The following is a 21644-nucleotide window of genomic DNA, read 5'->3' on the forward strand; positions in this document are numbered from 1 at the left end:
AATTTATCTAACGATACCACGGGATGAGTTTTTCAAAAATTGAATTAAAGATAAAAGCGTATTTTTGTCATCATTAATGCATTCAATTTCCTTAATGGCTTCCTCAAGTCTATATCCTGTACGATATAAAGCACGGTATGCTTTCTTAACCAGGTTAACTTGTTCGCGAGAAAAACCTCTACGCTTTAAACCTTCAACATTGAGACCTCTAGGCCCGGCAAGGTTTCCAGAAACAGTAACAAAATTAGGTACATCCTGATTAACAACACTGCCCATACCACAAAAGCTATGTTCGCCAATATGACAAAATTGATGTACAAGCGTATAACCACCCAGAATCGCCCAGTCATTTACAGTTACATGACCAGCCAATGCCGAAGCATTTGCAAGAATTATATTGTTACCGACAATACAATCATGCGCTATATGAACACCAGCCATCACCCAATTATCATTACCAATGCTAGTCTCACCACGATCCTGAATCGTGCCTCGATTCACTGTTACATTTTCTCGAAAGGTATTGTTATCCCCTATCGTCAACTTGGTTGGTTCATTGTTATATTTTTTATCTTGGGGGGCTGCACCAATCGAACAAAATTGAAAGAAATGATTACCCTCACCAATCTTTGTTGGTCCGGATATAACAACATGGGGTTCAATAACAGTGTTTTTACCGATAAAAACATCCCCCTGGATGACGGCGTAAGCCCCCACAGAAACACCTTCTTCAATGGTTACTGTTTCATCGATAATTGCAGTTGGGTGAATCAAAATCTACTTCCTTAAATGTCAAACTTTTCTTTCAGCACACAACATGTCACAAGAGGCAATAATTTTGCCGTCTACAAAAGTTTTACATTCAAACTTCCAAATGCCTTTTTTGTTATTAACAGTTTTGACTTCAAATTCTAATTTATCACCTGGTACAGCTGGTTTTCTGAAACGACAGTTATCGACAGCAGCTAAGTAATACATAGATGTACCGTCAGGCTTAACTTCTTGCGTTTTAAATGCCAAGATACCCGTACATTGAGCCATCGCTTCAATAATCATAACGCCAGGCATAATTGGGTTGTCTGGGAAATGTCCAGTAAACTGAGGTTCATTGTAAGTGACGTTTTTATATCCCTTCAAATAATCACCAGATTCAAACTCTGTAACACGATCAACAAGCAAAAATGGGTAACGATGAGGTAAATACTCAAAAATTTCTTTAACGTCTAATAACATGGTTAATCTTCCAATTGTTTTTTTATACTTTCCAGTTCTTTTTCTAACAGCTTAATTTTTTGCGACATCTTTTCCAAATTTCTCAACCTGACAGTCGTTTTTTGCCAGTCAGCAGTTTCAACTGCAGGGAAACCAGAATAACTACCTGGTTTTTTGATTGAATGAGTTATACCTGCCTTCGCCCCAAACTGACTCTTATCTGAAACGGTGATGTGTCCATTAATACCCACTTGACCCGCAAACATACAGTACTCACCTACTTTAGTACTGCCTGCAAATCCAACTTGGCCAGCAATAGCTGTCCCTTGTCCAATTTCAACATTATGAGCCATATGAATAAGGTTATCCAAAATACAATTATCACCTATAACAGTATCTTCTATAGTTCCTCTATCAATCGCGCAATTGTTACCAACCCAGCAATTGTTTCCGATAACAACTCGACCAATTTGAGGAATTCTTAACCACTTTCCTTTTTGATTGGCAAAGCCAAACCCCTGGCCGCCGATCACGGTGCCTGATTCAATAGTAACGTGATTACCTAAGACACAATTATGCATTATTGTAACATTGGGATAGATATGACAGTTATCACCTAATACAGAGTGTGCTTCTATGACTGAACCAGAATCTATAACACACTCCTCACCCAATACAACATTTTCTCCAATATAGACACCAAAACCAATTCGACAAGTATTTGGTACAACAGCTGTTTCAGCAATAAACGTATTTGAATTTATATGGGGTTGGTGAGGTATTTCATCTAATTTTTGTGCGACATAAGCATAGGCAACATAAGGGTCGTTAACAATAATTTTATTAACAGAGGTAAAGCTTGCCATTTCTTCAGTTAGTAAAACAACAGTAGCTTGAGTTCTTTCGAGTTCAGCTATACGTCTCTTATCTGAAAAAAAAGTAATACTGCCTTGCCGAGCATCCAAAAGACTTGCAACCTGACAAACCTCTTCTATCTCACTACCTACGAGGTGCGCATCAACTCCATTTTCAATCAACAGAGCAACTATTTCAGAAAGTTTCAACCATCAAATCCTTTTGTTATTTGTTAAAACCTGTTCTTTGCTTTTTGTCTTCTTCTCTCAAGTAATCCAAAACTTTTTGTGTGACATCTAAGCTTTTATTGGTGTAAGCGATCCCTTCATACAAAATTAGATCAAAGCCTTCTTTCTTACCTATCGCTTTAATCCCTTGATTAACCATTTTCTGCAATTTTGCAAGCTCTTCATTTCTGCGAATATTCACTAATTCTTGAATATCATTACGTTTTCTTTGGATATCACGCGTCATTAAACTAATTTCGCGCTCAGAAGCACCCTTTTGAGCATCAGAAAGAATTAACTTATTTTTTTGATATTCTTTCTGTTTAGTCTCAAGTTTTTTTGCTAATTTGGTTAGTTCGGCTTGCTGTGGTCCAAACTCCTTTGCCAAATTTTTACTAGCATTCTGCGCTTGCGGCGCCTTTTCTAATAGTAAGCCAACATTTACCACACCCAACTTAACTTCTTTAGCCTGAACATAAGCAGAGACAGTAAGTAGCATAACGCTCACTAAAGCCACAAGTAGACGACGCATATCAGTTCCTTATTCTATTAAGTTAAACGAATTAATTGTAAACGATTTTTTTTAGAATTTTCTAGCTTTCTATAATTGGTATTACAAAGGCACCCCAAGGTTAAACTGGAATACTTGAGTTTTATCACCTGGTTGATCATTAAGTGCTTTTGACAAGCTAAATGCTAAAGGTCCAACTGGCGTAATCCATGCCATGGATAAACCTGTTGAAGCGCGAAACTCTTTCATTTTCACAGAATCCACGCCATTAAATACATTCCCTGCATCAAGGAAGAGACTCATTCTAATATTGCTAGAATCCTCAATAAAAGGCATTGGGAAAATAACCTCCGAACTAGCAACCAATTTAACACTTCCACCTATAGGTCTGTTTGAACCTTGTGTTGCGAGGTCATAAGCTGGCCCTAAAGAATTGGGTTCATACCCTCTGACAGTCCCCATGCCACCTGCATAGAAGTTCTCATAAAAAGGCAGTCCTTTATAATTACCCAACCCATCACCATAAGCAGCACTACCTTTGACCTTAAATGTAAAGTCATTTGATAGCGGAATATAAGCACTTTCATCCAAATAGACTTTATAAAAAGAAACATCTGAGCTTGTTGGAATAGTGATTTCACCACTTAAACTGCTAGATTGACCACTTGAAGGGAAGTAAAATGCATTTTTCGTATCATAGCTCCACCCCATTGAATAGCGGACCGAATTAAAGTGACTACCATAGGATGCTGTATATGCCTTACACACTGTAAACGTATCAATACAGACCAATTTTTGATCGTCAAACTTTAAACCATAACTTAAATTACTATTCTCACTGGTCGGATAGCCCAAGTTAAACCTTGCGCCATAGTTATTAGTCGTATAGTCTGAAACACCCAACTGAGCTGCATCGATTTCTCTAGCATAAAGACCGCCTCCTAAAGAAACGCCATCCGGCGTAAAGTAAGGGTTGGTAACCCCCATATCCAAGGACTTGGTAGAACTGCTATAGGTACTATTAATATTAGCCTTATAACCACTTCCTATAACGTTTCGCTCAGTTACACCTATCGTAAAATTAACACCATCAACTTGAGAATAACCAATTCCTGCATTAAAAGACCCTGTGGACTGTTCTTTAGCATTAACTACTAAATCAACTTGATCTTGTGAAATGCGCTTGGTATCAATTTTGACCTTCTTAAAGTACCCTAAGCGATTCAAACGAGTATTTGATCGTCTCACCCCCTTTAAAGAATAAGGAGCACTTTCAAACTGCCGAAGCTCTCGGCGAATCACATAATCTCTTGTGCGAGTATTGCCTTTGATAATAATACGTCTAACATAAACCCTGTCTTTTGGATCAACCCTAAAGTCCAAGCTGACTAAACGGTTATTTTTATCCAAAACCGTGATCGGCTCTACCTTAGCAAAGGCATAACCTTCTTCACTTAACCTATCCCTTAAAGCATTAACTGTAGCTATAATTTTGCTACGTGAAAAAAGGTCACCTTCATGTATTTTTAGCAACCGTTTTAATTCTTTTTTCTTAAGGATCGTTTCACCAGAGAATTTAATTTTAGAAATGCTGTATTGAGGCCCTTCCTTCATATTAATCGTAATAAAAACTTGCGTCTTATCAAGTGAAAGACTGACTTGTGTTGACTCAAGCTTGTATTCAGCAAACCCCCTATCCATGTAAAATGAACGTAGCGATTCTTCATCAGATTGTAATTTTGGCTTTGAATATTTGTCATTATCACCAATGACTACCGATTCGGATAAAATCATTGTGCCTTTTAATCGTTTATCACTATAAGTTTTATTCCCAACTAGTGTAATCCGACCAATGTTAGCAGGCTGCCCTTCCGCCACTTTCACTTTTAAGGTCACGCGATTTCTAGGTAGCTTTTTAACATCAATTTTGACATCTGCAGCGTAATAGCCCTGATTTTGATACTGGCGACGCAAATCGACAATGATTTTAACTAACTGATTTTTATTAAAAATACGCCCTTTTTTTACACCAAGCCCGCCTAACGCTTGCTTTAAATCATCTGTTTTTATCAGCTCATTGCCTTCAAAAGTTATATCTGAAATAGATGGACGTTCTTTAACTACAACTTTTAAAACGCCTTCAGGTAAATGATATAAAGCAATGTCTTGGAAAAATTTCGTCGCATACAGCTGTTTTAAGCTCTCACGGGTCAATTCTGGTGTTAGATCATCTCCTATATCTACAGGCAAATAGCTTCTAACCGTTTCAAAACTAATTCTATGATTGCCCTCTACCTCAATTTTTTTTATTTTAAAATCATCTGCATAAGCAGCAGTAGAAACAAAGCAAGTGAACAAGCAAAACAGTAAAGCAATACGTTTAATCATCTGAAATTCGAACCAAATCATTTATTAAAGCAAAGAGAGTTAAACCAACAATAATCATAAATCCAAGTTTTTGAACAAACAATTCAGCCACGTTATTGATAGGCGAGCCTTTTATAATTTCAACTATATAAAGAGTTAAGTGTCCACCATCCAACATAGGAATGGGCAATAGATTGAGTAACCCAAGACTTAAACTCAACAGCCCAAGCAAACTGAAAAAGCTAATCCATCCCATTTCAAGTGCCTTACCTGAATAATCAGCAATTGCAATTGGTCCCGATAAGTTACTTGGGGAAACTTCGTTTTGAAACATTTTACGAATCATATCAAAACTGATTTCAATTAAACTGACTGAATGATTAAGTCCTACATGCATAGCCTGAATAAAAGGATATGAAACAATTGTTTGGTATTTTTTCATTTGAGCTGCATTTACTTGGATCGCAGCGCCAAAAACTCCAACATCATGACCTCTTTGTTGCTTTGAGGCTAAAGTTAATTGAACATCATAAACATGTCCATCTCGCTCAAAGCTTATATTTACTTGCTTGTTAGGATTCTCTTTTACTAGAGTCGCAAAATCTGACCAGCTATGCATTAACTTACCATTAAAAGCAATCACTCGATCACCCGGTTTAAAGCCATTTTTATCTGCGACTGACCCTTGTACCACCTTTGATAAGATTGGTGGGATTTTAGGAAAAAAAGGCACAAACCCAAGACTGGCTAGCCAGTCTTGCCTTGTATTATTCAAGTCCAATGTTTTCAATGAAAGTTGAATATTCTTATAAACAGAATCCGACTCACCTTCCTTTTCAGAAAAGGCGCCCAAAGCAACGTCTACACTTTCTTTTCCTGCTAATTTATCTGCAAGAAACTTTTGATGCACTGACTGCCATGTTTGAGTCGTTTGATGTCCTACGGACATTACCTGCCAAATCGTATTAGTTTTAGCAGACAATGCCTGGGATAAAGAAGAGTTTGGAACGACATCTTGAAACAAAGGTTTTATTCCAGGAACCCCCCAAAAATACAACCATGAAAAAACAACCCAAGCAAAAACAAGATTGATAAAAGGGCCTGCTAAAACGATTGCGAAACGCTTAAAAACTGTTTGCCTATTAAACGCCCGTGTTAAATCTTCATTTAATTCAATCGTGTCATCGTTTCTTTCATCTAAAAACTTAACATACCCCCCTAACGGGATTAACGCCAATCGATACTCTGTTTCTCCAATTTGCTTGTGTAGAAGCGGCTTTCCAAAGCCGATAGAGAATATTAGTACTTTAACTTTGAAAAACTTTGCAACAATAAAGTGCCCCCACTCATGTATTGTAACCAAAAGCCCCATAGCCAAAATAAAGCCGAGTAAAGACCAAAGTACAGTAGTCAATTAACTTACCCACAACCAAAAAATATAAAAAACAGGCATTGCAATCATTAAACTGTCAACACGATCTAACAATCCACCATGACCTGGTAGCAAAGCACCACTATCTTTAATATTTGCTTGTCGTTTAAGGACGCTTTCAAATAAATCTCCATATACAGATAAAGCACCAATCAGACAAAGTAGCAATGCCGATTGCCAAATCGTAAACGTCATATAAGGTTTAAGTAAAAACAGTCCTATATAGGAAACCATAAATGCTACAACAACGCCTCCAACGACACCTTCCCATGTTTTTCCAGGGCTAACATATACTGCAAGCTTATGTTTTCCAAAACGCTTCCCCGAAAAAAAGGCACCTACATCTACAGCCCATATCACAAAAAAACATAACAAAAGAAGCGCTGGTGAAAAAACTTCTCTAAAAAGCATCAGCGATATAAAAAAAGGCACTAGGGCAACCAGGCCAAATAACAAAATCACACCATCTGACCTAACAAGGTGTTCTCCCCTTCTTCTCTGGAATAGAAAAACAGAAAACAACATCATCAAAATGCTAAACGGAGCTAAGACAAATATAAGAAAATCATTTAGATAGAGGTATGAAAAGTAAACTAATACACTAAAAATGAAAGCTAGAAAGAATCGCGCAACTTTTGACTTAAGAGATGTAAACCCAACCCATTCCCAAGCAGCCCAAAACGTTCCCAATAAAATAAAGCCAACCCAACCTAAGGTTTCAGCTTTAAAAAGAACTACCCCTAGAACAATAGCCATAACAAGAGCTGTAATCGTTCTAGTGAGAATCATGCGTCACCTGCTCGCTTGTTTTTCCAAAACGTCGTTCGCGATTGGAAAAAGATGCTATGGCCTTATCAATAGAATTCTCATCAAAATCTGGCCACAATTCATCAGAAAAGTAAAATTCTGCATAAGCCATTTGCCAGACCAAGAAGTTACTAATTCTTTGCTCTCCACCAGTTCTAATCAATAAATCCGGTTCGCTTTGTTCTGCAAGACATACATTCATTGAAATATCTGCTTCAGTGAGTTCAGTAATAGGTTTATCTGGATTCTTATTACTCCAATCTTTCACTGCTTGCACTACGTCCCAGCGCCCACCGTAATTTGCTGCAATATTTAATTGCAACCCTGAATTATTTTCAGTTAAATGCTCTGCTTGGAGAATATGCTGTTGTATTTCATCAGTGAATAGCGTTCTATCACCTATGATATTTAATCTAACGTTGTTTTTATGAAGCTTACTAACTTCATTTTGAAGCGCAGAAAGGAAAAGCCCCATTAACTTTGACACTTCATCTTTAGGGCGCTTCCAATTTTCTGTACTGAATGCAAATAAAGTAAGAGATTCCACACCAATTTCTGCACAATGAGAAACAACTTTTTTAACCGCTCGCAACCCTTTTTGGTGTCCAACGAAACGAGGCAGAAAACGTTTTTTTGCCCATCTTCCGTTTCCATCCATAATAATGGCTATATGCTTAGGCTGAGTCATGTGTGTGTTTTTAGATAGATTTAGGTTTAAACAAAATAAAACGGCCTACCAAATTATGTAGGCCGTCAATACGGCATAGCGAACCATTATGCCGTAAACGCATGTAAAATTCAGCTTATATTTCCATCAAACTCGCTTCTTTTTCAGCTAATATCTTATCAATCTGTGCAACAAAACCATCAGTCGTCTTCTGGACAGTCTCCTCAGCACGTCTCAATTCATCATCTGTGATTTCTTTATCTTTATTCAAATCTTTAAAATCAGAATTTGCATCTCGTCGAACATTTCTAATCGCAACTCTTGCTGCCTCAGCTTCAGTTCTAGCTAGACGAATAAACTCCTTGCGACGTTCCTCAGTCAATGGCGGCATAGGAATTCTTAACATATTACCGTGTGACACAGGGTTTACACCCAAATCAGACTGCATAATTGCTTTTTCAATTGGAGCGACCATCGTTTGCTCCCAAGGCTGAACAGCAAGTGTTCTCGCATCTTCAATATTAATATTAGCAACCTGGCTAATTGGCACTTCAGAACCGTAATAGTCTACAGTGACCGCGTCTAAAATACTCGGATGAGCTCGTCCAGTACGGATTTTAGCAAAATTGGACTCTAAGTTCTCAACCGACTTTGCCATACGACTCTTCGCATCGTCATGAATCTCATTTATCATATTTATCTCCATTAATTAAGAACGAACTAAGGTGCCTTCATCTTCACCCTTAACAATTCTTACCACAGCGTCATCTTTAAACATATCAAACACACGAATAGGCATATTGTGATCTCTACACAAAACAAATGCTGTCATATCCATTACTTGTAAATTTTTAGAAATCACTTCATCGAAAGTTAGTTCAGAATAACGCTGAGCAGATGAATCTTTCATTGGATCAGCTGTATAAATACCGTCTACCTTAGTCGCCTTCATCACCAATTGAGCATCAATTTCAATACCTCTTAATGCTGCTGCGGTATCAGTCGTAAAGAAAGGGCTTCCTGTTCCTGCTGCAAAAATAACAATCTTTCCTTGCTTTAAATCCTTTCGAACATGATTTGCATGAAAACCGTGGGAAACACCTTCTATAGACATAGCCGAATAAACAACTGCATCCATATCCATATCTTCAACGACATCTCTTAAAGCCAATGCATTTATTACAGTAGCCATCATACCCATCTGGTCACCGGTTGTTCTTTGAATTCCAGAACCTGCTATTTGCGCTCCGCGGAAAATATTTCCACCACCAACAACAATTCCAACCTCAACCCCTAAATCACTTAGTGCTTTCACTTGTCCCACTACTTGACGTAGAGTCGTCGCATCCAGACCAAAATCACTGGCACCCATTAAAGCTTCGCCACTAAATTTCAACAATACTCTCGAGTATTTCAACGACATAATTTTCTCTACCCCATTCAACCCTAGAAAAAAGTATTTTTAAACCAAAGAATCTTATCTTTTTTGTTTAAAAATACCTTTCACGCACAAAAAAAGCCACAACACGAAATACGCATTGTGACTTCTACAAAAGTATTTTAACCTTTAACTGCGGCCGCTGCTGCAGCTACTTCGTCAGCAAAGTTTGTTTGCTCAATTTCAATACCTTCACCTACTTCCAAGCGAACAAATGCTTTTACATCAGCATTGTTTGATTTAAGCAATTTTTCAACAGTTTGATCAGGGTCTTTTACAAACGCCTGACCTAGCAAAGTAATCTCCTCAAGATACTTGCGCATACGCCCTTCAATCATCTTCTCAATGATTTCCATTGGCTTGCCTGAGCTTTTCGCTTGTTCAATTTGGAAGTTACGCTCTTTCTCCAACATTTCAGCATCAACATCAGCAGCAGATATTGCAGAAGGCTTTGATGCAGCAACATGCATAGCCACATCACGAATCAAAGAGTCTTCACCACCTTCCATCGCAACCACTACACCGATCTTCTCACCATGCTGATACTGACCGATTTGACCGCTGGTTTCAACCAATTCAACACGACGAACCCCCATGTTTTCACCAATTTTCGCGATTAGCTCACGACGGGTTACATCAATTGTTTTGCCATTTGCCATGGTTTGATCCATTAGTGCAACAGGATCAGTAACACCTGACTTCAAAACGATATTAGCGATTTCATCTGCAAAAGCTTTGAATTCATCACCTTTAGCAACAAAGTCTGTTTCACAGTTAACTTCAACGATAGCCGCTTTTTTCTTATCGTCAGAAATAGCAATTGCAATAACACCTTCCGCAGCAGTACGCCCTGCTTTCTTATCTGCACCGGCCATACCTTTTTTACGAAGGTGCTCGATTGCTGCTTCCATATCACCATCTGTTTCAGACAAAGCTTTTTTACAATCCATCATTCCTGCGCCAGTAACTTCGCGCAGCTCTTTAACCATAGAAGCTGTAACTGCCATTTTCATTTCCTCAAATTAGGTTTAAAAACAAGAAAGCCCAGCAAACGCCAGGCTTTGAAAAAGTGATTCTAGATTATTCTGCGTCTGCTTTTTCTTCGACGAAGTCGTCGCCTTCAACCGCAGTGGTGATAGTAGCTTTACCTTCACCAATAGCATCAGCTGCTGCAGCCAAATACAAAGAAACTGCTCTTACAGCATCATCATTTCCAGGAATAACGTAATCAATTTCGCTTGGATCATTATTCGTATCCACAACACCAACAACCGGAATACCTAGGTTTCTAGCTTCCTGAATAGCAATCTTTTCATTACCAGTATCGATGATGAAAATTGCATCTGGCATAGCACGCATATCTTTAATTCCGCCCAAAGACAATTCTAGCTTCTCTTTTTGGCGCGTACGCATAAGAGCTTCTTTTTTGGTAATTTTTTCAAAAGTACCATCTTGTTCTTGAGCTTCTAAATCTTTCAAACGCTTTATAGACTGTTTGATTGTTTTGAAGTTGGTAAGCATTCCACCCAACCAACGGTGGTTTACATAAGGCATCCCACAACGTTGTGCTTCTTGTTTAACTAAATCACCTGCGGCTCTTTTAGTACCAACAAAAAGAACACTTCCTTTTTTTGCAGCAACGCCACCTAGGAAGTTTAGAGCATCGTTAAACATTGGTAAGGTTTTTTCCAAGTTTACGATATGAATTTTGTTTCGAGCACCGAAAATGTACTCACCCATTTTAGGGTTCCAATAACGAGTCTGATGTCCAAAATGAACACCCGCTTCAAGCATTTGGCGCATAGTAACTTTTGCCATGTTTTTCTCCATTTCTTGGGTTAAGCCTCCGCATTTCCCATCATTTGAACCCTTTTACTGGATATCTATTGACCCAGCTTACTTAACAACTTAAAGTAATTAGGCACCCCAAACGATGTGTTGGAAAGCGTGTGGTTTTTTCTGTTAGAATTGCCATCAACTTAGATAGCGGCGCATTTATACCATAATGACACGCTCATTTCAATTTAAACCTTGGAATTTCATAAAGATTTAAAACAGTCCGTTTCTTTAGAAACCATTCTGTAAAATAGTCGATCAATCCGAAGCGATTCCAATATATTAACCCTTAACAAAGGTGGTTTTTAATTAATGGCAATAAAAATAAAAACCCAAGAAGAAATTGCAAAACTTCGCATTGCGGGAAAACTTGCAGCAGATGTCCTTGAGATGCTAACACCTCATGTTGTTCCTGGTGTCTCAACAGGTGAACTCAACAGAATCGCTCATGATTATATGGTCAATACTCAACAAACCATACCAGCCACATTAAATTACCATGGTTTTCCTGCTTCAACCTGCATATCCATTAACCATGTAGTCTGTCACGGTATCCCTGATGACAACAAAAAACTTAAAAAAGGCGACATAGTTAATATAGACGTTACCGTCATTAAAGATAAATATCATGGTGATACAAGCATGATGTTTGAAGTTGGCGAAGTTAAGCCATTTGCAAGCCGTCTTTGCCGTGTTGCAAGGGAGTGTATGTGGTTAGGAATCGAGCAAGTAAAACCAGAAGCTTCATTGTATGACGTTGCAGCAGCCATTGAAGACCATGCTCATAAGAACAACTTCAGTGTAGTGAAAGAATACTGCGGGCACGGAATTGGCTCTGAATTTCACGAAGAACCTCAAGTATTGCACTATAGATCACCGGAATTAAAAAACATCATTTTTAAACCTGGCATGGTATTTACAATTGAACCCATGATTAATCTGGGTAAAGCAGATATTCGCTTACTTGGTGATAACTGGACAGTCGTAACCAAAGACAAAAAGCTTTCCGCACAATGGGAACACACAATCTTAGTTACCGAGACTGGCTATGAAGCACTTACACTCAGACAAAATGAAGAACCATTTCTTCCAGAATAAACTTATTTAAATTGAGCCTTTTTCATGTCAGACACACCTGTTTTGCCAAACTTTATATCAAGCCTTCAACATGATGAGCGAAAAGTTTCTTTGCAAAATGGGCGTCTACTTTTAGAACAGTTCAACCAACAACAATTTGAAAAATTTGACAATAATAGTTCAATCGAAAGCTTGCTAAAGGAACGCACTTCTTTTGTTGATCAGCTCATCATTAAAATATGGCATCACTTCTTATCAAAAGAAGAACAGGAAAACATTTCTTTAGTCGCTGTTGGTGGCTACGGACGACAAGAACTTCAACCCTATTCAGATATTGACCTTCTCATTCTTGGTGATAATTGCACTCAATTTAAAGACCCTATTTCAGACTTTATTACCTATTTATGGGACCTAGGCTTTCAAGTTGGTCATTCTGTTCGAAGTATTGCAGAATGCATCGCTGATGCAAAAGAAGATCTTTCAACAGCAACCAGTCTAATTGAATCTCGCTGGCTCGCTGGCGACTACGAAATTTCACAAAAACTACAAAAAATTTGGCTCAACAAAACCTTCTGGCCCAGCATTCAGTTTTTTGAAGCAAAACTGGAAGAGCAGCAAGTACGTCATAAACGCTTTCAAGATACATTTTATCAATTAGAACCAAACGTAAAAGAAAGTCCAGGTGGTTTAAGAGACCTACAAACCATATTCTGGATAGCCAAGCGTCACTTTGGTGCACACTCATTTCAAGGGTTGCTTGAACATGACTTTATCTCTCTTAGAGAGTTTCAAGAAATTCAAAAAGCTTACTGGTATCTGAACAAAATTCGTTTTGGCCTTCATCGACTCAAAAAACGCCATGAAGACAGGCTTCTTTTTGAATATCAACAACAGTTAGCCGAGTTATTTGGTTTTCATGACGACGACACCAATAAGATGGTTGAAAGCTTTATGAAGCCCTACTATCAAAATGTCAGTGCTGTTGCTCGATTGAATGAAATTTTAATCCAGCATTTTAAAGAAGAAATCTTCAAACCAGAGCAAGAGTCGATTGAACATATCAATCCTAGGTTTCAAATGATTAACAATTACCTAGATGTTAAACATGATGACCTTTTTGAAAAAAACCCAACGGCATTACTAGAAATTTTTATTATTCTAGAAAATTACAAGCAATCTATACAAGGGATTCGCTCTAGAACCATTCGACTTATTCGAAACAACCTACATTTAATCAATAAAGAATTCCGTTCTGACCCAATAAACAAAGCCCTTTTTATTGAGATATTTCGCCAACCAAAAGGTGTAAATGCCTCACTAAAACGTATGCACGCTTATGGTATTCTTGGTGCTTACCTACCTGTTTTCCAAAAAATATCAGGACTAATGCAATTCAATATATTTCATGCTTATACAGTTGATGAACACACCCTCTTAGTTATACGAAATATTCGACGATTCTTTGTAGATGATCATGCTTATGAATTCCCTACAGCGCATCAGATTGCGAAAAACATATGCAAACCTGAAATACTACTTTTAGCGGGCTTGTTTCATGATATTGCTAAAGGAAGAGACGGTGCACATGAAGAACTCGGTGCGATTGATGCCAAAAACTTTAGCTTCCGACACAACCTTTCGGAAAACGACAGTACGCTTTTAAGTTGGCTAGTTCTAAAACACCTTGAGTTTTCATATATTGCACAGAAAAAGGATTTATCTGACCCTCAAGTTATTACACAGTTTGCAAAAACTGTCGATAACCAAGAACGATTGGATTACCTGTACTTGTTAACTTTAGCAGACGTATTAGCTACATCCCAAGATGTTTGGAATGACTGGAAAAACCAGCTTTTCTTGCAGCTTTATCACAGAACAACTCAGGCTTTAGACAACTCATCCGCTTTACCAAGAGACAAAACAAAGCAAGCAATCCTGAATAAAGAACGCGCTCGAGAGCTATTGAAAAAAAGAGAAATCCATACGTCTGACTATCAAGAGTTTTGGGCTGCATTTGATAAAACTGAACTCTTCAATCAACAAACCACAGCAGAAATATCTCGCATCACCAAACAGCTCTACAATGCGGATAAGCAAAACATTCTGATAAACCTAGAAGGTAAAACACAGCGAGGTGCAACAGAGCTGATTCTTTACATGCCTGACCGCAACTACCTGTTCGCACAAATTACCAATATCATTGATAAACTAGGCTTAAACATTGTCGAGGCCAAGATATACTCCGGTTCAAACGGTCAAACACTTGTCATTATTTACTTACTTGATAGAGAAAACAATTGCATCGATGACAAGGAAAAACTATATCAAATCACTGAAACCTTGCATTATGAGCTAAGTTTATCTAGCCCCTCTCCTCAATCACAACAGCCTCAACCTCGAAGAATTCGTGTATTCGAGACTCCTACCGAAATAAAATTCAATGAGGTGAGCGACCAGTTTACAGAACTCACGATTCACACAAAAGACATCCCTGGATTGCTAGCACGTATAGGTCTAGCATTCAAACAATGTGAAATTCGCGTACATGGTGCAAGAATCAACACTGTAGGTGAAAAAGCAGAAGATGTTTTCCTAATCAGTTCAGCACATCAAATTTCGCTAAAACAAGATGACCTAAAAGAAAAACTAACTGCAACCTTACTCGAATATATTGAATAAACGCTCTAACTTCGACTTACAAGACTAAGTAACTGGGGATTCAAACAATTCGAACGCATTCTCATCCAAGTCGCGAACAAAAAGTGCTTTTCTACCCGATCGGCTAGCTGTATATGCGATTCCCATCGACTCTAATTTACGCTTAAACTCTTCAATAGCACTGACTCTTAACGCAAAGTGATAGTCCCTACCACCATGCTCAGGGCGTTCTACATTAGCATTCGGGTTATCTAACTCCATAAGATGTATGCTCTGCCCTTGTTGCAAATCAAGCCAATAGCCGGGGAAACCTAAATTTGGGCGTTCCAGAATATCCAACCCAAGCAAATTCTGATAAAACTTAAGCGATGCATCCGCATCCTTAACAAGGATACTGACATGATCGAATCCCAAACATTTAGACATATTAATGCCCCTCAAGAATTTAAAACAATGTGATTATACCAAAGTGCATAAAACTCAACGTCAGGTCAAATGAGGCAAGAACAAGAAATAAGAAGAATTTCATGTACTCTTTAGAAAAACCAAGAGTAAAAACAACAGGTTTGGAATTAAGTTATATAACCATTTAATGTTTAAAAAGATAGGAAAGAAAGTGAAAATTACTCGACCAGCATAGCCGAGTAATTCAATATATTGCTCTACAATGATTGATAAACAATATGATTATTTAGTCGTTATTGTGCAGAACACTATTTAGCCCGCCCCAAAGCGTTCCATCAGTCATAACAGCTTGCACTTCACCAGTTTGGCTATGGCGACGGAATAGCAGTTTCGATTGTCCAGACAAATCACGAGCTGACACAATAGAACCATCTGGCATTTTTACCTTAGTCCCTGCTGTCAAGTAAAGACCTGATTCAACAATACAGTCATCACCCAGAGAAATGCCAAGACCTGCGTTAGCGCCTAGTAGATTGCGCTGCCCCATAGAGATAACTTGTTTACCACCACCAGAAAGCGTACCCATAATTGAAGCACCGCCACCGATGTCAGTATGATCACCTACCACTACACCAGCAGAAATTCGCCCTTCAACCATTGATTGTCCCAATGTACCTGCATTGAAGTTAACAAAACCTTCATGCATGATCGTTGTCCCAGAAGCCAAGTGAGCACCAAGTCGAACGCGGTCTGCATCACCAATACGAACACCTTCAGGAATCACATAATCCACCATACGTGGGAACTTATCGATAGATGTAATGGTTAACTGGATAGGCTGATCAGAGATTGCTTCACGTAAGTTTTCAACCTCAGACGGAAGGACAGGTCCCGCACTGGTCCAAGCAACATTAGCCAATAGGCCAAATACACCATCCAAGTTAATTTCGTGTGGCTTGTAAGCGCACTCTGACAACAAGTGTAGACGTAAATAGGCCTCTTCTGCCGACTTAGGCGCGTCATCAATTGAGTCAATTTCAACCGTTACAAAATCGGCTTTGATTACACCTGCCTGTAACGCCAAACAGTTACGGGCGATTTCTTTATTAGAACGAGGAAACCATACATCCAAAGTCGTTCCGGTTTTAGCATCGCAATAACGGTGTCCAATTCGCTTGATTGTCATATCTCTTGTCTCTTCAAAATCAAAAATAAATAAACGATAAAGTATACCTTCTTGGCAATATAGATACAAAATTACATCTACGAAAAGCGAGGATTTAATGGCTTTTTTATCCCTTTTAAGGAAATGAGAGTAGATAAGCTATATAATCACTCGCTTTCAAACAATTGACTTCTAAGCAACAAGTATGAATAACATGAAAATGTATGGCATCCCAAATTGCGATACCGTTCGTAGAGCACGTAAATTCTTGGAAACGCACGGCACAGATTATGAATTCCATGATTTCAAAAAGCTGGGGTTGAGTATTGAGACCATCGAATCATGGGTAAGCAAACAGCCGTTGGATGTTCTGGTTAATAAAAGAAGCACCAGTTGGAAACAATTAACGGATGATCAAAAATCCACGCTAATTTCTGGCTCCGATTTGTCTGTTTTAACCGAAATGCCAACCTTAATAAAACGTCCTGTATTGGAAGTCAATGGCGATTTACTTATCGGCTTCAAACAGGCAGAATACGAAGATCTCTTGAAATAAATTTCAACCTATACAAAAGCATCCAATATGAGTGAAACAATCCAACTCGCACAGCAATTAATTCGAATTGACTCTGTCACACCTAATGACAAGGGGTGTCAAAACCTGATCACTGATTTTCTTGCACCTCTAGGCTTCAAAATCGAGCAAATGAATTTTGGCGAAGTATCAAATCTTTGGGCACGCTATGGTACAAAAGGTCCATTCATTGTATTTGCGGGACATACAGATGTTGTGCCAACAGGTCCTGTTGAACGTTGGACACACCCTCCGTTTGAAGCCAAAATAGATAATGGCATGTTGGTTGGACGTGGTTCTGCTGACATGAAAAGTAGTATTGCTTGCTTCATGATCGCAACCCAGCAGTTTTTATCAAACCACCCAAACACCAATGGTTCCATTGGCTTTTTAATCACTAGTGATGAAGAAGGTCCAGCCATTGACGGCACAGTGAAAGTGGTTGAAACGCTTGAAGCCAGAAATGAAAAGTTTGACTACTGTCTTGTAGGAGAACCTTCCAGCTCAAAAAAATTAGGCGACTCCATCAAAAATGGACGCCGAGGTTCACTTAGTGGAAAACTTCGTATAAAAGGTATCCAAGGGCATATTGCCTATCCAGAACTTGCGCGTAACCCCATACATACATTTGCACCAGCACTACTTAATTTAACTGAAAAAGTGTGGGATAACGGAAACGAATACTTCCCCCCTACTTCTTTCCAAGTATCCAACATTCACTCTGGTACAGGTACAACCAACGTTATTCCTGGTGATTGTATAGTTGATTTCAATTTCCGTTTTTCCACAGAGCAAACACCTGAAAAGCTAAAAGATGCCGTACACGGCATATTAGATGATAATCAACTAGAGTACGATCTTGATTGGAACCTTTCTGGCATGCCTTTTATTACGCCTGCCGATGGCAAGCTCATACAAGCGGTTAAAAAAGCAGTCGAGGCTGAACTGGGTTATGAGCCCCAACTTTCTACCGGTGGTGGCACATCTGATGGTCGTTTTATTGCAACTACTGGTGCTCAAGTCATTGAGTTGGGTCCATTAAACGATACCATTCATAAAATCGATGAACAAGTAAGTACAGCAGACCTGGAAAAATTGACTCAAATTTATTATCAAACACTGGTTAATCTGCTGGTAAACTAACGCTATGTATACCGTCATCGAACTTCTAGTCTTAGCATTATTCATTGTCATTATCTGGCCAAATTTGAAAAATGAAGAGTGGAAGGCGAAATTTATCGACAATAAGCTAGCTCGATCAATTCTAATTGTTTTCGTAGCCGTTTTATTGTTTTCGCTAGCTATCGGACTATTTTTTGACATTTTCTTTCCAGTCGAACGACTGGATGTGATCCATAAATAAGGAGACACTCAATTATGGGGAAAGCTGATGTACAACTTATCTCTCAATCCGTTCTCGGTAGCGACCTTGTTCAAGAAGATTGTGAAATCTTATCTGACATTGTCAAACATAAAAAATTAGCTCAAAACGAAATTTTATTTGATGCCGGAACGGTTGATGCCAGCTTATATATCTTAATTAACGGTAAACTCGATATATTAAAAGCGATAGGCCCAGACAAAGAACTTAGTATCAATTCTTTGAAACCAGGTTCTGTCATTGGAGAGCTAAGCTTTATAGATGGTGATGCTCACACTATGAGACTAAAAGCACGTATTGACTCTGAAGTTCTTGTTCTGCACCGTGATGACTTTGAGCAACTTGCTGAAAAAAATAACCGTGTCGTTTTTAACGTCATGAAATCTATTTTGAGATATTCGCACAACCTTCAACGCAAAATGCTTCAAGAAAACCTTGAAATGCATCGTATGGTACTAAACGAGTATACAACTCAGTATTAATTTTTGTAGTAATCAAACACGCCTATTATCAAGTCGATTCGCATAGACCAAACCTAAAAACTAGGTTTCAATCTAAGCGGCGGCTTATTTCGATTCCGTACTTCACAAAAGATTGTAAATAAACACGATAAGAATTGCTGTTGGCGTAATGAACTTCAATACGTTGCGGTAAAAATCTTTCCACGGTGAAGGCATTTCCATCTCATCATCACGCTGTTGCTGAGTCATTACCCAAGCAACAAAAACTGCCATTAGTAACCCGCCTAACGGCAGCATAATATTAGTTGTTAAAAAATCTAGTGAATCAAATAAAGTTCTGTCACCAATGAAATGCACGCTTTTCCATTCATTAAATGAAAGTACAGTCCCCAAGCCTAAAACCCATGTTAATAACCCAAGAATTACGGTGGCCTTAAGGCGCTTAATACCCCAGTTTTGTTCTAGCCAGCTAGCTGCAGGTTCTATTAATGAAATTGCTGAACTTAATGCCGCCAATACAACAAGGGCAAAAAACAGGGTCCCAAAAAACCAGCCACCTGACATTTTTCCAAATGCTACCGGTAACGTTTGGAAAAGCAAACCAGGCCCAGAACCTGCGTGTAAATGGTTCGCAAAAACAACAGAAAAGATAACCAATCCTGCAATTAATGCCACTAGAGTATCAATTAGCGCTATCCAAAGACCTGCTCGTGGAATTGAATAGTCTTTTGATAAATAAGAACCATAAACCATCATGGTGCCCATGCCCACGCTTAATGTAAAAAAAGCATGTCCCATTGCGACCAAAACACCCTGCCACGTCAGTTTAGAAAAATCAGGATAAAATAGAAAATGAAAGCTCTCGGCAAATGCATCTGTCGAAGCTGCATAACCTAACAAGATAAGTAAAATAATAAACAACCCAGGCATCATGATGTTTACTGCCTTTTCCAGCCCACCTTTTACACCTTTTGACACAATATAAACGGTAATGAGCATTGCAACTGTATGCCAAAAAGCCAATTGCCAAGGGTTGGCTATCAGGCTAGAAAAGTTTGTACTAACGGATTTTGCCGAAATATTAATAAAATCACCGGATAGACTTTCGAAAAAGTAAGCAACACCCCAGCCTGCAATCACGGTATAAAAGGATAGAATCAAACAGCCAGCCAAAAGACCATTCAATCCCAATAGCCACCACCATTTGGACGCTTTAGATTCTTTCGCTAAGTTAGATAAAGCTTGCGGTGGATTAGCTCCACCTCTTCTACCTAAAGTAATTTCAGCAATTAAAACGGGGAGACCAATAAGTAAAACACACAACAAATACACCAACACGAAGGCACCACCACCATTCTCCCCTGTTATGTACGGAAATTTCCATAAATTTCCTAGCCCAACAGCCGAACCGGTAGCAGCCATGATAAATGCTGTTTGAGTTGTCCAAGAAGTGGTGGAAAGTTTTAACCGAGACATGATGTTTCCTTTATAATCCCTATATGTCTAAATTTTCAAAAAATTATAACAGATATGCGTATTCAGGCTAATTATTCACTAAAGAACCACAATACCTTCCATATTGATGTCAAAGCACACTACTTGGTTGAAATTGAAAAACAATCTGATATCACAACATTACGTTCTGACCTTAAGCTTGCCGCCTTACCCTGGATGATTATTGGAGGAGGTAGCAACCTCCTTTTCACTCACGACTTAGAAAAGGTCGTCGTTTCTTGTCGCTTTAAAAAAATCAAAGTTGTAAAAGAAGACGAAGACAACATTTGGCTATCAGTTGGCGCAGGTTTAGACTGGCATACATTTGTAGAATACACCGTTGACCATGGTTACTGGGGATTAGAAAACCTTGCTCTGATTCCTGGAACGGTTGGCGCTGCACCTGTACAAAATATCGGCGCTTATGGTGCCGAAGCAGAAGATACTATTACTCGCGTACAAACCCTAAACCTTTTCAACGGAGAACGGCGCGAATTTAGACACTCTGACTGTCAGTTTGGTTATCGCCAAAGCATATTCAAAACTGAATACGAAAACTCTTTACTGGTTCACCGAGTGACCTTTAGGTTAAGAAAAGCTCATGCTGGCCACCCTAACCTCTATTATGAACCGTTAAAAGAGGCGCTTAATGATCGCGACAAAACAGAGTTAACTTCGCGAGACGTATTTGACGCGATCGTAGAAATCCGACAAAAGCGTCTTCCAGATCCTCGTATCTATGGCAATGCCGGTAGCTTTTTCAAAAACCCTATTGTTTCTGAAGAGTATTTCCAAAAACTTGTCGAAAAGCATGGCGACATTCCCTACCACAAAATGCTTGATAACCAATACAAGATTCCGGCAGCCTGGCTAATAGAACAAGCAGGATGGAAAGGTAAAAAATGCCTTAATAAGACAGTTGGCGTATCAGAAAAACACGCTTTGTTCTTGGTGAATTATGGCGGCGCAAATGGTGAAGACATTGTGATGCTTTCACAAAGAATTCGTGAAGACATTGATCATATGTTCGGCATCCACTTAGAACGTGAAGTAATCGTCCTAAAATAACCTTTTTAA

Annotated in this window: 21 protein-coding genes; 6 read left to right on the top strand and 15 right to left on the bottom strand. The window is 38.7% G+C overall.

The window, feature by feature from the left end; genetic code table 11:
* Nucleotides 1-3: 3 nt before the first annotated feature.
* The 12 genes from lpxA to rpsB form a co-directional block, all read right to left on the bottom strand.
* Nucleotides 4-774, bottom strand: coding sequence for an acyl-ACP--UDP-N-acetylglucosamine O-acyltransferase (gene lpxA / locus N745_RS0105645; protein WP_024851155.1), 771 nt, complete (start codon nt 772-774; stop codon nt 4-6).
* A gap of 18 nt (nt 775-792) precedes the next feature.
* Nucleotides 793-1233 (bottom strand): 3-hydroxyacyl-ACP dehydratase FabZ, encoded by a 441-nt coding sequence (gene fabZ, locus N745_RS0105650; RefSeq protein ID WP_024851156.1) that lies wholly within the window; start codon nt 1231-1233, stop codon nt 793-795.
* Between the two features lie 2 nt (nt 1234-1235).
* Entirely contained in the window at nt 1236-2276 is a 1041-nt protein-coding gene (gene lpxD, locus N745_RS0105655; protein WP_024851157.1) for a UDP-3-O-(3-hydroxymyristoyl)glucosamine N-acyltransferase, read from the bottom strand.
* Nucleotides 2277-2292: 16 nt separating this feature from the next.
* A complete protein-coding gene (locus tag N745_RS0105660; protein WP_024851158.1) occupies nt 2293-2826 on the bottom strand; it encodes an OmpH family outer membrane protein in 534 nt (177 codons plus the stop codon).
* Between the two features lie 81 nt (nt 2827-2907).
* Nucleotides 2908-5214 carry an outer membrane protein assembly factor BamA gene (bamA, locus tag N745_RS0105665; protein WP_051453381.1) on the bottom strand — a complete coding sequence of 769 codons (2307 nt, stop codon included), beginning with the start codon at nt 5212-5214 and terminating at the stop codon, nt 2908-2910.
* Nucleotides 5186-6586, bottom strand: a complete 1401-nt coding sequence (gene rseP, locus N745_RS0105670; protein ID WP_024851160.1) for an RIP metalloprotease RseP — start codon at nt 6584-6586, stop codon at nt 5186-5188. Before rseP ends, bamA begins: the two co-directional genes overlap by 29 nt.
* Entirely contained in the window at nt 6587-7393 is an 807-nt protein-coding gene (locus tag N745_RS0105675) for a phosphatidate cytidylyltransferase (protein ID WP_024851161.1), read from the bottom strand.
* Entirely contained in the window at nt 7380-8099 is a 720-nt protein-coding gene (locus N745_RS0105680; RefSeq protein ID WP_024851162.1) for an isoprenyl transferase, read from the bottom strand. Before N745_RS0105680 ends, N745_RS0105675 begins: the two co-directional genes overlap by 14 nt.
* 115 nt (nt 8100-8214) lie before the next feature.
* A complete protein-coding gene (frr, locus tag N745_RS0105685) occupies nt 8215-8772 on the bottom strand; it encodes a ribosome recycling factor (RefSeq protein ID WP_024851163.1) in 558 nt (185 codons plus the stop codon).
* A gap of 15 nt (nt 8773-8787) precedes the next feature.
* On the bottom strand, nt 8788-9501 hold the full coding sequence (gene pyrH / locus N745_RS0105690) for a UMP kinase (protein WP_024851164.1): 714 nt from the start codon (nt 9499-9501) through the stop codon (nt 8788-8790).
* Between the two features lie 137 nt (nt 9502-9638).
* Nucleotides 9639-10523 carry a translation elongation factor Ts gene (gene tsf, locus N745_RS0105695; RefSeq protein ID WP_024851165.1) on the bottom strand — a complete coding sequence of 295 codons (885 nt, stop codon included), beginning with the start codon at nt 10521-10523 and terminating at the stop codon, nt 9639-9641.
* 73 nt (nt 10524-10596) lie between these two features.
* The gene (rpsB, locus tag N745_RS0105700) at nt 10597-11334 is read right to left on the bottom strand and encodes a 30S ribosomal protein S2 (RefSeq protein WP_024851166.1); all 738 of its coding nucleotides are present in this window, start codon (nt 11332-11334) and stop codon (nt 10597-10599) included.
* A gap of 330 nt (nt 11335-11664) precedes the next feature.
* Here rpsB and map point away from each other — a divergent pair, with 330 nt between their 5' ends.
* Together map and glnD are read left to right on the top strand one after the other, a co-directional pair.
* On the top strand, nt 11665-12450 hold the full coding sequence (map, locus tag N745_RS0105705; protein WP_024851167.1) for a type I methionyl aminopeptidase: 786 nt from the start codon (nt 11665-11667) through the stop codon (nt 12448-12450).
* 24 nt (nt 12451-12474) lie between these two features.
* On the top strand, nt 12475-15108 hold the full coding sequence (glnD, locus tag N745_RS0105710; protein WP_024851168.1) for a [protein-PII] uridylyltransferase: 2634 nt from the start codon (nt 12475-12477) through the stop codon (nt 15106-15108).
* A gap of 24 nt (nt 15109-15132) precedes the next feature.
* Here the strand turns inward: glnD and N745_RS0105715 are convergent, their stop codons facing one another.
* Both N745_RS0105715 and N745_RS0105720 read right to left on the bottom strand, forming a co-directional pair.
* Nucleotides 15133-15513, bottom strand: coding sequence for a VOC family protein (locus N745_RS0105715; protein WP_024851169.1), 381 nt, complete (start codon nt 15511-15513; stop codon nt 15133-15135).
* Nucleotides 15514-15778: 265 nt separating this feature from the next.
* Nucleotides 15779-16678 (bottom strand): DapH/DapD/GlmU-related protein, encoded by a 900-nt coding sequence (locus tag N745_RS0105720; protein WP_024851170.1) that lies wholly within the window; start codon nt 16676-16678, stop codon nt 15779-15781.
* A 184-nt stretch (nt 16679-16862) separates the two neighbouring features.
* On the opposite strand from N745_RS0105720, the gene N745_RS0105725 reads away from it, so the two are divergent.
* The 3 genes from N745_RS0105725 to N745_RS0105740 all read left to right on the top strand — a co-directional run bounded on the left by N745_RS0105725 (nt 16863) and on the right by N745_RS0105740 (nt 19094).
* The gene (locus tag N745_RS0105725) at nt 16863-17213 is read left to right on the top strand and encodes an arsenate reductase (RefSeq protein WP_038070634.1); all 351 of its coding nucleotides are present in this window, start codon (nt 16863-16865) and stop codon (nt 17211-17213) included.
* 27 nt (nt 17214-17240) lie between these two features.
* A complete protein-coding gene (gene dapE, locus N745_RS0105730; RefSeq protein WP_024851172.1) occupies nt 17241-18374 on the top strand; it encodes a succinyl-diaminopimelate desuccinylase in 1134 nt (377 codons plus the stop codon).
* Nucleotides 18375-18608: 234 nt separating this feature from the next.
* On the top strand, nt 18609-19094 hold the full coding sequence (locus N745_RS0105740; protein ID WP_024851174.1) for a Crp/Fnr family transcriptional regulator: 486 nt from the start codon (nt 18609-18611) through the stop codon (nt 19092-19094).
* 102 nt (nt 19095-19196) lie between these two features.
* Here N745_RS0105740 and N745_RS0105745 read toward each other — a convergent pair whose 3' ends face one another.
* Complete coding sequence (locus tag N745_RS0105745; RefSeq protein WP_024851175.1) at nt 19197-20549, bottom strand: sodium-dependent transporter; 1353 nt, start codon at nt 20547-20549, stop codon at nt 19197-19199.
* A gap of 45 nt (nt 20550-20594) precedes the next feature.
* Between N745_RS0105745 and murB the strand changes: the two genes are divergently transcribed.
* Entirely contained in the window at nt 20595-21635 is a 1041-nt protein-coding gene (murB, locus tag N745_RS0105750) for a UDP-N-acetylmuramate dehydrogenase (RefSeq protein WP_281171888.1), read from the top strand.
* Nucleotides 21636-21644 lie beyond the last annotated feature (9 nt).

It is taken from the genome of Hydrogenovibrio kuenenii DSM 12350, from assembly GCF_000526715.1.
GTDB classification, from domain to species: Bacteria; Pseudomonadota; Gammaproteobacteria; order Thiomicrospirales; family Thiomicrospiraceae; genus Hydrogenovibrio; species Hydrogenovibrio kuenenii.